Here is a 14,371-nt window from a genome sequence, read left to right as displayed (position 1 = left end):
AGTATCAACCTATGAAAAAATTAATTTCAATCGCGCTATTAAGCATTCTACTTTCACAAGCGATTTTAGGGCAAAGCACGCCACAGGTATTTACCAAAGGAGCAATGAACAATATGGGACCTAATTATGACATTAAGGTTTGGCTAGATACCCTCCCTGATAAATCCAATCTATTTGCAATGGGGCCTTATGATAAAATGAAAGGGGAAATTACCGTTTTTGATGGCAAACCGTTCTTTGCTTCGGCATTTGAAGAAGGTAAAGCTGTGGTTAGTCAAAGTTGGGATATCCGTTCTCCATTCTTTGTGTATAGCAATGTAAAGGATTGGGAAGAATTCAACTTACCCGGGCCATTAAATAGTGTTCAGCAAATAGAGGAAAACGTAGCCGCAATAGCCAAGAATAAAGGCTATGATTTAAAAGAACCTTTTGCTTTCAGAATTGGGGGAGAGTTTGATCAAATGACCGCACATATTGTTACGCCTAGAAGTCCAGATATAGAAGGGTATAGGCCGGACATAAAATCTCAAAATTTTACCCTAGAAAATGAAAAAGGGGAAATCTTAGGTTTTTATTCAGAACAACATCAAGGTGTATTCACGGGTTCTAAAAGCTTTATTCACGTCCACTACTTAAGAGATGACCAGACTTTTATGGGGCATCTAGATAAAATTACAACAGGTAACAGATCACTTAAACTCTACTTACCCAAAAAACAAGCTCCAGTGGAAACAGGAATGAAGGTTAATGACACCGATTTTTCAAAAGGCCGTTTGGGAAATATTCAAACTATAGATTTGGACGACCTAGTAAAATTCCACGGTCATCTTTGTGATGGGCTCGTTGTAGGTCACCTTGCTTTACAACAAGCTATGGAGCAACTATATCCGGATGGGCTTATTGACCGTACCAATACACGAGTGGTAAGCAAAGCTTCCCCATGTTTGACAGATGCTGCAATTTATGACACAGGAGGCCGGTACCAATTCAATTCATTCTTTGTATCTGATGCTATAGATGGCTTGTTTGTGGTACAACGCTTAGACACCAAAAAGACAGTGGAGGTTAAAATGAAAAATGGTCTAAAGCCAAAAGAAATAGACCAACTTGGTGCTATTGCCGTAAAAGGAGAATTACCCGCATGCGATTTAGACAAGTTGAAAAACTTGGAAGACGACTTCACCGAAACCTTACTTTCTACTGACCCTAAAAAGAACTTTATTGTAACAGAAATCAGTGATTTTAATTGGAACCCCATTTTAAAAAGTACTTATATCAAAACGGATATTCTCAATAAAAATGCTCTGAAGTGTGGTAAATAGACTGCCTGTCTGCGTGCTACTTTTTTCAGAATAAAGTTAAATACTATAGTTATTTAATCCTCTATACATCTCCTACATACTGTTTCCTAAATTATTCTAAAATAGATTACTCAAACTAGTTTAAACCATTATATTGAGCCTATTTTCATTTTTATATACCCAATTACAATGAAACGGATAATAGCACTAGTACTCTTCATGGTTGCCACCACAACCTTTGCACAAGAATTTACGGAACAAGATACTCTACGTGGAAGTATTACCCCAGAACGCGAATGGTGGGACCTAAACTATTACCATCTAGATGTGGCAGTAGACCCAGACAAAAAGTTCATTTCTGGAAGCAATACCATCCGCTATAAAGTGCTTAAGAAAAATCAAGTGATGCAGGTTGACCTTCAGCCTCCCTTGACCATAGAAAAAGTGACGCAAGACGGTAAAAAACTGGAAGTAGTAAACAATGGAAATGCTCATTTTGTTCAGTTGAAGAAAAAACAAAAAGAAGGCGACTTTAATGAGATTAAAGTATACTACTCTGGCCACCCTAAAGAAGCCGTTCGCGCTCCCTGGGATGGTGGGTTTTCATGGAAAAAAGACCCTAATGGCAATGACTTTGTAGCGACTTCTAACCAAGGACTGGGTGCTAGTGTTTGGTGGCCTAACAAAGATCATATGTATGACGAAGTAGATAGTATGCTGATAAGCGTAAAATCTCCAAAGGGACTTATGGATGTCTCCAACGGTAGGCTAAGAAAAGTAGACGAGGATACTAATACCTACCACTGGTTTGTTTCTAACCCTATTAACAATTACGGCGTAAATATTAATATTGGTGACTATGTACATTTTGGAGAAAAGTACGAAGGTGAAAAAGGTACTTTAGACATGGATTACTATGTGCTTAGGGATAATCTTGAAAAAGCCAAAGAGCACTTTAAGGATGCTCCAAAAATGATGAAGGCTTTTGAACATTGGTTTGGCCCCTACCCTTTTTACGAAGACAGTTTTAAGCTGGTAGAAGTGCCTTATTTAGGCATGGAACACCAAAGTTCCGTTACCTACGGAAATCAATATATGAAAGGTTATTTGGGTAGAGACCTATCCGGAACTGGTTTAGGTTTAAAATTCGATTTTATTATCATTCACGAATCTGGTCACGAGTGGTTCGCAAACAACATTACCTATAAAGATATTGCGGACATGTGGATTCACGAAAGCTTTACCGCCTACTCCGAGAATATATTTTTAGACTATCATTTAGGTAAAGAGGCTTCCGCAGACTATGTAATCGGCACACGAACAAACATTCAAAATGACAAGCCTATTATTGGTCCGTACAATGTAAATACCGAAGGCTCAAAAGACATGTATTACAAAGGTGCCAATATGCTCCACACCATAAGGCAATTGGTAAACGATGACGAAAAATGGCGACAAGTGCTACGTGGACTAAATAGTGAGTTCTATCACCAAACGGTAACTACAAAACAGATTGAAGATTATATTTCAAAAAAATCAGAAATAGATCTTTCAAAAGTATTTGACCAATATTTGCGAACTACAATGATTCCACTTTTTGAATTTAAGATTGATGGAAATAAGGTAAAATACCGATACTCAAATATTGTTGAAGGTTTTCACATGCCACTTAAAATATTAATTGACGGTAAGTCACAAACCCTCTCCCCTACGTCAGATTGGAAAACCCAAGAGCTAAATGGAGACCTTTCTACTTTAGAAGTAGATCGCAATTATTATGTAGACCACAAACAGATGAAATAATTGAGTATACTCCATAAAAAAAGCGGTCCACATTTTCATGTGGGCCGCTTTTTTATTTTAAAGAAACGTTTTACTCAGGTTTATCTGCTCCTTTTTCTTTAAGAACAACAGTCTTCATTCCAGTAAGCGGAATGGTTCCTTCTTGTCCTTTGTCCGTATAGCTTGCGGTAATTACCATCACCTTATCATCTTTAGTTGGTTTAGGCACAATACTACCTGAAGCGGGAAGTGATTTCACCTTCTCTCCAGTATCGGCCAATGACATAATATACTCAACAACCTGTCTGGTTTCATCTTGTGTGATATTTGGATGAGCAGGCATTACTACCTCTCCCCAAACACCGCCACCCCCGGCAACAATCTTCTTCTGCAAGTAGGACTTAGCTTTCTTATCGTTTTTGTATTTATCTGCTACAGCCTTATAATTTGGACCTATAGATGGGCTTGCCTCTTTGTGACAAGTTTTACAATCCATGCCTTGCGTTAGTGCTTTGCCCATAACGGCAGCAGAAACCTGCTGATGACCTAAAGACATGTTCTGTTCGTCAAAGCTTTCTAAATAATCTACGGATACAAAAATGTTCTCTGGATCAATAACATCACCATCGGCATCAGTAGCTTTTACTTCATACTTTACAGGAACTCCTTTTTCAAAAATAGCGGTTCCTTCGTTTAGACTAATAGCCACTTCTGGTCTTGAGTTTCCTGCAACTACAGAAATCACATCACTCATTGTAGCATCACCTTGAGCATCTTTAACCTCAACTGAAATTCTATACTCACCCGCAGTAGCAAACGTATGGCTAATTTGTGGTTCAGAGGTTTCTTTGGTTTCTCCATCACCTAAATTCCATACATAAGAAATGGCATCATCTTCACGGTCTTTTGCATCTACTTTAGCGTTAACCGTAAGCGGTAATTTACCAGAAGTATGGTCTACAATCATATCATCTATAACCGGTGGACGATTGCCTCCATTATATTCGATATAACTTAAAGCTGAATTCTCATTTTGGGTAAACCAACCACTACCATACTCTAATAAATAGACTCTTCCATTCGGGCCCATTTCCATATCAATTAAACTATTCACTTTAATATCCGAAGCAAAAGGTTCCATTTTATTGAATGTACCGTCATCAAAGAAGGTTACGGCTTTCATCCATCCGCGCATCCAATCGTAAATAATAGTCTTACCATCAAAATACGAAGGCAACCCACCTCCATTAGGGTATAAATCTGAATAATACGTTGGTCCTGCCATAGCATTCCTACCACCTGAACCTACTTCTGGAAATTCTTTTGAATCTACATAAGGATAATAGATATAAGCTCCTTTTGCAGGTGGAAGCTCGCGAAGTCCTGTATTGTTCTTAGAATCGTTGATTGGCTTTTCCGGATCAAAAGTAATACCGCTTTCACCTGTTTCATAGTCGTAATCTACATACGGTTTGTTATCCGCAATGAATAATGGCCAACCAAAGTTACCGGCTTCCGTAGCGCGGTTCATTTCATCGTAACCTCTTGGTCCACGTGTATCCAACTTGTCTTCGCGCGCATCTGGTCCTACTTCTCCCCAATACAACGCGCTGTTCTTTTGATCAACTGAAATACGGTATGGGTTTCTATGTCCCATAGTATAAATCTCTGGACGCGTTTTTTCTGTTCCTTCAGCAAACAAATTGCCTGCTGGAATATCATAACTACCGTCTTCATTTATTTTTAATCGGATAATTTTCCCTCTCAGATCATTGGTGTTTCCAGAAGCTCTACGCACATCATACTGCTCATGGCCCGGAATATCGTTTAACGGCGCAAAACCATTACTAACATACTTCACTCCTTTTTCGTTGAAAGGTGTAGAATTATCTCCTGTAGAAAGGTATAACAACTTGTCTGGCCCAAACGCAATAGAACCACCAGTATGACAACAAATTTCTCTTTGTGAATCCACATCTAAAATGACCTGCTCAGAAGCCAAATCAAAAACCCCATCCTTATATTGAAAACGAGATAAACGGTTTACCCATTTATCACCTGTAGGGGAGTAATAAAGATAGATCCAGTTATTGGTAGCGAAATCAGGGTCTTTCTGAAGGCCCATTAAACCTTCCTCTGCATTTACACCCTTGGTATTCAAAGTTTTGTAATACACATCTAAAGACGCTATCTCTTTTAGCTCTTGGGTAGCATCACTATATAAGGCAATCTGACCGCGACGCTGTGCTATTAACACATCATTATTAGGTAAAACGGCCATTTCCGTAGGCTCAAAAAACTCACCTACGCTTAACTGCTTCTTTGTAAAGCGGTCAACATCTGGTGGTATTTGTGTAGTAGCTTTGGAATAATCTAAAACCTCATTCTTACCAATGGCATAATTAATACCACCTAGCAAATGTTTTAAGAAAAGGTCTTCTGAAAAAGTTTCATCTGTATGACCAGCTCCTGTATAGAATGCTCTACCACCATCAAACTCATGGTACCATGCAAATGGGTGGTAATCTCCATTGGTTCCTCCTTCATAAGTAGACTCATCTACCGTCATCACCACGTGAACGTCTGGGTTCAACTTATTGTAATTGTAGATTTCATCACTTCTATGCCAAACAGAGTCGGTAAAAAATTCCGTTGCACCAAAGTTTTTATCGGTTACAATAAAGTCCGCTTCTGGCGTACCTTTAGGGTGACTTCTGAATTGAGCTCCCACTAATTTTGTGTACCAACCCCAATCATATTCTGTGTCTGCCGCAGCGTGTACGCCAACGAAACCCCCTCCAGCTTGAATGTATCTTTCAAAAGCAGCCTCTTGTTTAGCGTCCAAAACATTTAATGTGGTGCTCAAAAAGATGATGGCAGAATATTGTTTTAGATTCTCTTCATTAAAAAGCTCGGAGTTTTTTGTGCTATCTACCTCAAAGCCCTGCTCAACGCCAAGTTTCTGTATGGCAGCAATACCTGCCGGAATAGATTTGTGTTGCCAACCTACGGTTTTTGAAAAAACCAAAACTTTAGGCTTACCTTCTCTCTTGTGATTACTATCGCCACAACTGGCAACAATCAGCCCTAATACTAGGACAAGTATCGATACTATTTTTTTCATAAATGAAATGCTTGACTTATTTGGTTTAGTTTGAAAACAAGTTTTAAATGTAATGATTAGCTATCGAATCGCCCAAAATGTAGCGTCAGAAATACCATTTTGGGAAAATATTAATATACTTTGACCATGAATTTATCATAACTTGAAAATTCAGAAGACTTTCAAATACAAATTATCGATGAACGACGAGCATGCATATTGGACGGAACGTTATAAAGAAAACAAAACGGGTTGGGATATTGGCTACCCTTCTACTCCAATCAAAGAATACATAGATCAGCTTACGGACAAGAATATTTCTATTTTAATACCGGGTGCTGGTAACGCCTACGAGGCAGAGTATTTATGGAACAAAGGATTTAAAAATGTTCATGTTATGGATATTTCAGAAATCCCATTACAACACTTTCAAAAGAGAATTCCAGATTTTCCTAAAGAACAATTATTACAGGAAAATTTCTTTGAGCACAATAACCAATACGACCTTATTTTTGAGCAAACCTTTTTCTGCTCTTTCGTACCCACTGCCAAAAATCGAAGCACATATGCCCAACAAATGGCAAATCTACTAAAGCCTGGCGGCAAGCTTGTAGGTCTTTGGTTTAATATTCCACTAACGGATGATATGGTAAAACGTCCTTTTGGAGGTTCTAAGGAATTATATCTTAATTATCTAAATCCGCATTTTAGTACAACCACTTTTTCAAGTTCCTATAATTCTATTCCACCACGCAAAGACAACGAATTTTTTGGAATTTTTCTCAAGAAATAGAAAGTATTCTAGTTTCTTATCCACAGGTGTTTATTAACTAAATATTATCATTTTGGTCGCAATATATTTCTTCAAAAGAAAAAAGAAAGTATTTTTGCGATGTGAAGCAATGCGTAATACTTTTTGTAGCATTTATAATGATGGTCAAACCTCTTTGGCCAGTGGCGGAGTATATCGCCAACTATACCTATATCAAAAATGTATTATGTGAGAATAGAGATAAACCGATGCTTAACTGCGACGGTAAATGCTACCTTGCCAAGCAACTTGCCAAAGAATCAGAGGAGAACAGTAAAAACCCTTTTGGAGAAAAGAGTTCTAAAATAGAAATGCAGACAACTGTATTTTTCCAGTCCCTTTTGCAATTAGATTTCAATGTTGAAAATATTGACGTCCATAAAGGAAATTACAAAATACCACAAAACTTATCCTCGCTTCTACTTACAGCAGACATTTCCCATCCGCCTGAATTAGCATAGTACTTCTCTATGTTAGCTTGTCTATATTGTTCCTTTTATGGTACCTGACAGGCAAATTTCCCTTAAAAACTATGATAATCTTATCTTTTAATTAGGTAAGCACTTATCGCATAAATAATATCCAAAAAACAATTGGATCTTGTATACCTGAACAGCAATAAAACAAATGCTTTTAGGTTCGTGATCTGAGAATAAAATATTTACTGATGAAAAATTCTTTATTAGCTCTTTCCGCTGTATTCGCACTTTTTATGACCTCTTGCTCAAACGATGATGATGCAACTAGCGAAGAAACCCTAACTGGAAGTGGAGAAATTTCCCTAACCTATGATAATGGCTTTAATGGTAACGACTTGGTTTTAGGAACTGCAAACGCAGCTAATGCCAATGGTGAAACAATAACTATAAACCGTTTTAATTATATCATAAGTAACATTAGACTTGTTAATAAAGATGGTGAAGAATTTGTTTATGCTAAAGATGATAGCTATTTCATCATCAATCAAGAAAATGAGGAAGACCAAGTAGCTCTTGCAGATGTTCCTGCCGGTGAGTATACTACATTAAAGTTCGGAGTTGGTGTTGATCAAGAAAAATACCTACAAGGTGCTGAAGGCCAAGGTGATTTCTTAACGCTTGCAGAAGAAAACAACATGATGTGGGCATGGCAAGCAGGTTACAAGTTTTTAAACTTTGAGGGTACATTTACATCTGCAACCATAACGGAAGCTACGGAGTTCAAAATTCACATGGGCAGCCACGGGTCAAGTCTTGACAATTACAAAGAAGTTACTTTGGAATTACCAGAAAACGTTGTTGTTGGAGATGGTATTGATTCTAACATTCACTTAAAAATCGATGCTTCTAAAATATTAGCAGGAGCTACTACTGATATTGAACTTACCGAAAAGTCGGTAATCATGGTAGACGCCGAAAAATCTCCTCAGATTGCGGTTAATACTTCTGAGATGTTTGTAGTAGACCACGTTCATAATGGTAACGGTCACTAATTACAATTGCCATACATCTACAATAATTGACGACCGGCTTCACAAAAGTCGGTTGTCATAATTAGATTAAAATGCTTAAAGCAACCCTATATACGGCACTTCTATCGCTGGTTTTTTGGTCCTGTAATTCTTCTGATGATACATATGAAACCATAAATGAACCTTTAGAATTTTCTGTGCCTTCTAATTTCCCAGATGCTGTTTATAACCTAGAGGCAAATCCGCCAACAACTATAGGTTTTGAGCTTGGTAAAAAGCTTTTTTACGACGGTCGCCTTTCTAGTAATGGATTTATTTCTTGTGGTTTTTGTCATGAACAACGCACTGCATTTACACATCACGGTCACCAATTTAGCCATGGTATTGATGATTTGGAAGGGGTTAGAAATACACCTGCCATTCAGAACGCAGCATTCATGAAAGAATTTGCGTGGGATGGTGCTACAAATCATTTGGACCTCTTTCCTATTATTCCCATTACCAACGAGGTAGAAATGGGCGAAACGGTAAGCGGTGTACTTGCTAAAATTAAAAGTGATGAGGAATATCAAAAGTTGTTTGCTTCTGCCTTTGAAGATGGCGAAGTCAACAATGAGAATTTCTTAAAAGCCCTTGCTCAATTTATGGTAATGATGGTTTCCGCAGATTCTAAATATGACAAATACGTGCGTCAGGAAGTAGGTGGAACATTTACCGATGAAGAAAAAGAAGGCTTTGCTGTTTTTACAAACAAATGCGCCTCTTGTCATACCTCAGATCTTTTTAGCGATGACGCTTTTAGAAATAATGGTCTAGCTCCAAACCCTTCTCTTAATGATATAGGTAGAGAAGAAGTAAGTGGAGATGCTGCTGACCGCCACAAGTTCAAAGTACCCAGTTTAAGAAATGTTGAGCTTACCGCTCCTTACATGCACGATGGTAGGTTTGGCACTTTAGAGGCCGTACTTGATTTTTATAGCAATTCAGTTACGGACTCCCCTACTTTGGACCCCATTTTAAATGAAGATGGTGAATTAGGAATTTCCCTAAGTGATAATGAAAAAACTACGTTACTGGCCTTTTTGGGCACATTAACAGATGAAACTTATATAAATGACGAAAGATTTGCAGAATATTAGAATGCTATTTAGGCTTATAGCCATACTAGGTATAAGTCTCAACACCGCGCTTTCTTATGGAAATGACAAAGCAAAAGCGTCTTTACCAGACCCAATTGATTGTACAAAATTACTGTATTACAATAGTGAATATTTTGATTTTTGCGATACGTGTGGTTGTGGAAGTAGTGGCGGTAGCATGGGGTATGGCACCGGATTAAATAATAATTTTATAGGCGTACGTTATATTGGTCAAGAGTATCGTTCTCGTGATGGAATTTTTGCAGACTCTCCTTGGATTACCGAAAACTTCAATACCGTACAGGCTTGGGCCAATATACCTGTTACTAAAAGAGTTATTCTAAATGTTATAGTTCCTTATCAATTTCACAACAGAATATTACCGGATAATACAGAACAGAACATTAATGGTATTGGTGATATTAGTGTACTTGGTTACTATAATTTAATCAAAGCTAGACCAGATAGCGTTGTAACCATAAAACCTCAACATTTTCTGCAATTAGGAGGGGGAATTAAAATGCCAACGGGTAAATATGACAAGGATAACAACGAAGGAAGTGTAAACCCAAGTTTCCAATTAGGCAATGGTAGTTGGGACTATGTTCTTGCCATGAATTATGGATTTACCTATAGAAACTGGGGGATTAGCTCTATGGTAAATTATACTATCAAAACTAAAAATCCAAAAAATTATCAATTTGGAAACCAATTGAACTTGGGAATCAATGCATTTAAAACCTATTTTTTAGGCGATGTTTCATTAACCCCTATCGTTGGAATTGCGGAAGAAATTTATGGCACCAATAAAGAATTAGGTTTTGAAGTAGCAGATACCAAAGGTGATATTTTCCTAGGAAAATTAAGTGTAGAGGCAAGTTATAATAGGTACGCATTAGGTTTGACCGGAATGCTTCCGATTAGTCAAAATTTAAATAGCGATAAAGTAGAACTCCGTAATAGACTATCAGTCTACGTGAATATAAATTTATAGCATACCGCTTTTTACGAAAGTCCTGTTTTCAATGTTTGATAGTCATTGGGAGCAGGATTTTTTATTTCTATACATGAGATATAAATGCAAAGTTCATGTCCTATATTATTGAAAACTAATTCATAAGTTCTTCTCTTTAGCCACGTGATAACTTTTTATGAATTGTAATTCAAAGTTTTGGTATATTTAGAACTTACTCAAGAAAAACCCAACTTGTTTTCATACGAAAACTAAATCTCTAAATTTTAATGAAGCGTATTCTACTAGGTCTAATATTTTTATGTTCTATCTTATCCTATGCCCAAGATTCTGGCGAAAGCAGCCTTGGTACTTGGCATATGTATTTTGGTACCAATAAAGTTTCGGATAAATTCAGTATCCATACGGAAGGTCAGCTACGTTATTATGAACAAGCCGATAATTTTAATCAGCTTTTGCTACGTACAGGCCTCAATTATCATATCAATCCAGACGCTATAGTCACCATGGGCTACGGTTACATAACTACAGATGGTACCTTTGAAGAATTTCCCGGTGAGACCAATTCAAGAGAACACCGCATTTTTGAACAGCTCATCCTTAAAAACAAAGTATGGGAATTTTTATTTGAACATCGCTACAGACTTGAACAACGTTTTATTGATTTTGGTGAAACTACTGATACACAGCACAGGGCCAGATATAGATTACAAGTAACGTTACCGTTAACCGATATTTTCTTCCTTAATTTTTATGACGAGATTTTTCTGAACTTACAAGATGATGTTTTTGGGCAAAACCGCCTTTATGCAGCTGTTGGCGCCAATGTTACCTATAACCTAAGTGTACAGGCGGGATATTTAAAAAACCATTTTCCATCGGCAAATTTTGACCGTTTGCAGATAGGTGTTATCTATAATCCCGACCTAAGAGGTATATTCAAAAAGAATGATAGTGGTAGTTAGAAAGAACTGCTTACTTAATGAAACAAAAACCAGCAACATATGAACCTTCAAAAAGTAAGCTTCAAAAACAAAAGCGGACAAGATTTAGTGGGTAGGTTAGAATTACCTGCTAATAGACATCCGCATAATTTTGCCATTTTCGCCCATTGCTTTACATGTACTAAAAATTTGACAGCGGTCAGGAACATTAGTAAAGCGTTGACCGCAAATGGTTTTGGAGTATTACGTTTTGATTTTACAGGTTTAGGTGAAAGCGAAGGGGATTTTGCAGATACTAATTTCTCAGGAAACGTAGAAGATTTGGTGGCCGCCGCAGATTATCTGAAAGAGGACTATAAGGCTCCTACGTTATTGGTTGGCCATTCTTTAGGTGGCGCCGCCGTTATCTTTGCCGCCGAAAAAATTTCGTCTGTAAAAGCCATAACGACCATTGGTGCGCCATCCAACCCAATACATATAGAACACCTTTTAAAAAGTGGAATCCATGAAATTGAGGAAAATGGTAAAGCCGTCATAAATCTTAGTGGAAGAGATTTTACAATTAAAAAACAATTTTTAGACGATTTACAGCATAAGCCGCTTGCACAAGTATTACGTAAACTTCGTAAACCCATATTAATTCTACATTCCCCTCAAGACAATACGGTAGAAATAAAGAATGCAGAAGAAATATACGTGGCGGCCCATCACCCAAAGAGTTTTGTTTCTTTAGATGGTGCGGATCATTTATTATCTAATAAGAGAGATTCCCATTATGCCGGCGAAATCATATCTGGTTGGGCCAAAAGATATTTGTCACTTGAAAACGAAGCACCAAAAGAACCAAAAACAAAACACCATGTAGTTGCTAGCTTAGATGACTCAGATGGATTCACGACACAGATGAAAGTTGGCAATCATTTTTTAACTGCGGACGAACCTACTGCTATTGGTGGTAATGATTTTGGGCCTTCGCCCTATGAATTGGTTTCTGCAGGGCTTTCTGCATGTACGGCAATGACCGTACAGATGTATGCCAAAAGAAAGGGTTGGGAAATAGATAATATAGAGGTTCATACATCGTACAGTAGAAGCCATGCTGTAGATTGTACGAATTGTGAGTCCGATGCGGCCAAAATAGACACTTTTGACAGAGATATAAAGCTTTCAGCGGATTTAGATGAAAAACAGAAAAAACGAATTCTTCAAATTGCCGACAAATGCCCTGTTCACAAGACTTTACACAATGAAACACAGGTAATTACTAAATTAATTGACTAGGTAATTCCAATATTCCAATTTGTATCACTTAGTAATTAGGTTTTTATGTGTTAAAATCATCTTACAGCAAACTTGATTTGGATGTAAGAATGTTTAACTTTGATGCCAAACCTAAAAATTCACAGTGAATATGAAAAAAATCAAACTTATAGCCCTTGGGCTACTGTTAGTTGGTGCTTTTAGCTGTAAAGACGCCAAAAAAGAAAACACTGAACAAAGCACAGAGGCGCAAGCCTCAACAGAAGCTTATAGCTTGGTACAAGATTCTACGAAAGTTAGCTTCACAGCATATAAGACCACTGAGAAAAAACCGGTTGGTGGCCAGTTCAAAACCATAAATATTACGAAAGCCGGAGAAGGGGCTTCTGCAATTGAAGCTTTAAACGGAACTGAATTCAGTATTCCCGTAAGTAGTTTATTTACCAATGATGCTACGGGTACAAGAGATCCAAAAATCTTGGAATTCTTCTTTGGTGTAATGGAAAATACAGAACTTATTTCTGGAGTATTCAATGTTGCGGAAGATAACTCATGCTCTATAGATGTTACTCTAAACGGCAAGACAGAAAATATTGCGCTTACCCGTAAAATGGTATCGGATAACGCCCTTACTTTTGATGGTGTTATGAATCTTGAAGATTGGGATGCCCTAGATGCGGTTGCTTCTATTAATAAAGCGTGTGAAGCCCTACATACTGGTCCTGATGGTGTTAGTAAAACATGGAGCGATGTAGCGGTTCATGCCGAAGTATTGCTTCAGAAAAACTAAAATTACTTTCAATTAGGCGTTAAAGTCGCTTTGAAAATCACAAATAGTAAATCCGCTTATCATTTCATTTGATAAGCGGATTTTTTTATGCGAAATCATTATTGATTCAATACCTAAAAATCGTGCCGCATATGATTTTGGAGGTTGAAAGCAGACGGATTTCTTTTTAAATTTCATCAAAATATAAAAATCAGAGCAATGAAATATATTAAAATAAGTGTCATAGCCATATTGGCCATGACAATGGTAAATTGTAAGGAAACAAAGAAAAATGCAGCAGATTCGTCAAGTGAAGGGCTTGATAAAAGCGTAAACCAGATGGAAACAAGAAGCCCGGAAATGACAGAAGATGGCATGGGGGAATCGCTTACCATAATGATGAACGCAAAGAACAACAGTAAAATGAAAGGTGAAATAACCTTTACTCAAGAGGAAGACGAAGTTGTTATGAAAGCAGAATTCACGGGTTTAGAAGAAGGTACACATGCGATTCACCTTCATGAAAATGCCGATTGCTCTTCTGAAGATGGAAAATCCGCTGGTGGACATTGGAACCCGGTAGATGAACGCCACGGTAAATGGGGCGATGAAAAAGGATACCATAAAGGAGATATAGGTAATTTTGAAGCCGATGCGGATGGGAACGCTACAGTAGACTTTTCTACAGACCAATGGTGTATAGGTTGTGGTGATGATGCCATGAACATTGTTGGGAGATCGGTTATCGTACACCAAGGAACGGATGATTTTACATCTCAGCCCAGTGGAGATGCAGGTTCTAGGGTTGGTTGTGCAGGAATTACCAAATAAATATTCCT

At 37.6% G+C, this 14,371-nt stretch carries 12 protein-coding genes; 11 read left to right on the top strand and 1 reads right to left on the bottom strand.

Annotation, left to right across the window (positions count from 1 at the left end; all coding sequences use genetic code 11):
- Positions 1-11: 11 nt before the first annotated feature.
- Both KO521_RS04590 and KO521_RS04585 read left to right on the top strand, forming a co-directional pair.
- On the top strand, positions 12-1,322 hold the full coding sequence (locus tag KO521_RS04590) for an FmdE family protein (RefSeq protein ID WP_215938737.1): 1,311 nt from the start codon (positions 12-14) through the stop codon (positions 1,320-1,322).
- A gap of 168 nt (positions 1,323-1,490) precedes the next feature.
- Positions 1,491-3,104, top strand: a complete 1,614-nt coding sequence (locus tag KO521_RS04585) for a M1 family metallopeptidase (protein WP_215938736.1) — start codon at positions 1,491-1,493, stop codon at positions 3,102-3,104.
- Positions 3,105-3,174: 70 nt separating this feature from the next.
- Here KO521_RS04585 and KO521_RS04580 read toward each other — a convergent pair whose 3' ends face one another.
- On the bottom strand, positions 3,175-6,207 hold the full coding sequence (locus KO521_RS04580; RefSeq protein WP_215938735.1) for a ThuA domain-containing protein: 3,033 nt from the start codon (positions 6,205-6,207) through the stop codon (positions 3,175-3,177).
- 178 nt (positions 6,208-6,385) lie between these two features.
- Here KO521_RS04580 and KO521_RS04575 point away from each other — a divergent pair, with 178 nt between their 5' ends.
- From KO521_RS04575 to KO521_RS04535, 9 genes are all read left to right on the top strand, one after another.
- Positions 6,386-6,979, top strand: coding sequence for a methyltransferase domain-containing protein (locus KO521_RS04575; RefSeq protein WP_215938734.1), 594 nt, complete (start codon positions 6,386-6,388; stop codon positions 6,977-6,979).
- Between the two features lie 137 nt (positions 6,980-7,116).
- A complete protein-coding gene (locus tag KO521_RS04570) occupies positions 7,117-7,458 on the top strand; it encodes a hypothetical protein (protein WP_215938733.1) in 342 nt (113 codons plus the stop codon).
- Positions 7,459-7,664: 206 nt separating this feature from the next.
- On the top strand, positions 7,665-8,468 hold the full coding sequence (locus KO521_RS04565) for an MbnP family protein (RefSeq protein WP_215938732.1): 804 nt from the start codon (positions 7,665-7,667) through the stop codon (positions 8,466-8,468).
- A 71-nt stretch (positions 8,469-8,539) separates the two neighbouring features.
- Positions 8,540-9,586 carry a cytochrome-c peroxidase gene (locus KO521_RS04560; RefSeq protein ID WP_215938731.1) on the top strand — a complete coding sequence of 349 codons (1,047 nt, stop codon included), beginning with the start codon at positions 8,540-8,542 and terminating at the stop codon, positions 9,584-9,586.
- Complete coding sequence (locus KO521_RS04555; RefSeq protein ID WP_215938730.1) at positions 9,561-10,580, top strand: transporter; 1,020 nt, start codon at positions 9,561-9,563, stop codon at positions 10,578-10,580. Before KO521_RS04560 ends, KO521_RS04555 begins: the two co-directional genes overlap by 26 nt.
- Before the next feature lie 248 nt (positions 10,581-10,828).
- Positions 10,829-11,524, top strand: coding sequence for a DUF2490 domain-containing protein (locus tag KO521_RS04550; RefSeq protein WP_215938729.1), 696 nt, complete (start codon positions 10,829-10,831; stop codon positions 11,522-11,524).
- A 39-nt stretch (positions 11,525-11,563) separates the two neighbouring features.
- Entirely contained in the window at positions 11,564-12,784 is a 1,221-nt protein-coding gene (locus KO521_RS04545) for a bifunctional alpha/beta hydrolase/OsmC family protein (protein WP_215938728.1), read from the top strand.
- A 130-nt stretch (positions 12,785-12,914) separates the two neighbouring features.
- Positions 12,915-13,553 (top strand): hypothetical protein, encoded by a 639-nt coding sequence (locus tag KO521_RS04540; protein WP_215938727.1) that lies wholly within the window; start codon positions 12,915-12,917, stop codon positions 13,551-13,553.
- 198 nt (positions 13,554-13,751) lie between these two features.
- Positions 13,752-14,363 carry a superoxide dismutase family protein gene (locus tag KO521_RS04535; RefSeq protein WP_215938726.1) on the top strand — a complete coding sequence of 204 codons (612 nt, stop codon included), beginning with the start codon at positions 13,752-13,754 and terminating at the stop codon, positions 14,361-14,363.
- Positions 14,364-14,371: the final 8 nt, after the last annotated feature.

This window comes from Zobellia uliginosa (genome assembly GCF_018860745.1).
In the GTDB taxonomy this organism is placed as follows: Bacteria; Bacteroidota; Bacteroidia; order Flavobacteriales; family Flavobacteriaceae; genus Zobellia; species Zobellia uliginosa_B.
The sequence above is the reverse complement of the archived record's forward strand: the minus strand, read 5'-3'. Positions and strand labels throughout refer to the sequence as shown.

Excerpts from the sequence above, each read along its gene's own strand:
- KO521_RS04535 (WP_215938726.1), top strand. The coding sequence starts at position 13,752 with ATGAAATATATTAAAATAAGTGTCATAGCCATATTGGCCATGACAATG.
- KO521_RS04545 (WP_215938728.1), top strand. The coding sequence starts at position 11,564 with ATGAACCTTCAAAAAGTAAGCTTCAAAAACAAAAGCGGACAAGATTTA.
- KO521_RS04555 (WP_215938730.1), top strand. The coding sequence starts at position 9,561 with ATGACGAAAGATTTGCAGAATATTAGAATGCTATTTAGGCTTATAGCC.
- KO521_RS04570 (WP_215938733.1), top strand. The coding sequence starts at position 7,117 with ATGATGGTCAAACCTCTTTGGCCAGTGGCGGAGTATATCGCCAACTAT.
- KO521_RS04565 (WP_215938732.1), top strand. The coding sequence starts at position 7,665 with ATGAAAAATTCTTTATTAGCTCTTTCCGCTGTATTCGCACTTTTTATG.
- KO521_RS04580 (WP_215938735.1), bottom strand. The coding sequence starts at position 6,207 with ATGAAAAAAATAGTATCGATACTTGTCCTAGTATTAGGGCTGATTGTT.
- KO521_RS04540 (WP_215938727.1), top strand. The coding sequence starts at position 12,915 with ATGAAAAAAATCAAACTTATAGCCCTTGGGCTACTGTTAGTTGGTGCT.
- KO521_RS04575 (WP_215938734.1), top strand. The coding sequence starts at position 6,386 with ATGAACGACGAGCATGCATATTGGACGGAACGTTATAAAGAAAACAAA.
- KO521_RS04560 (WP_215938731.1), top strand. The coding sequence starts at position 8,540 with ATGCTTAAAGCAACCCTATATACGGCACTTCTATCGCTGGTTTTTTGG.
- KO521_RS04585 (WP_215938736.1), top strand. The coding sequence starts at position 1,491 with ATGAAACGGATAATAGCACTAGTACTCTTCATGGTTGCCACCACAACC.
- KO521_RS04550 (WP_215938729.1), top strand. The coding sequence starts at position 10,829 with ATGAAGCGTATTCTACTAGGTCTAATATTTTTATGTTCTATCTTATCC.
- KO521_RS04590 (WP_215938737.1), top strand. The coding sequence starts at position 12 with ATGAAAAAATTAATTTCAATCGCGCTATTAAGCATTCTACTTTCACAA.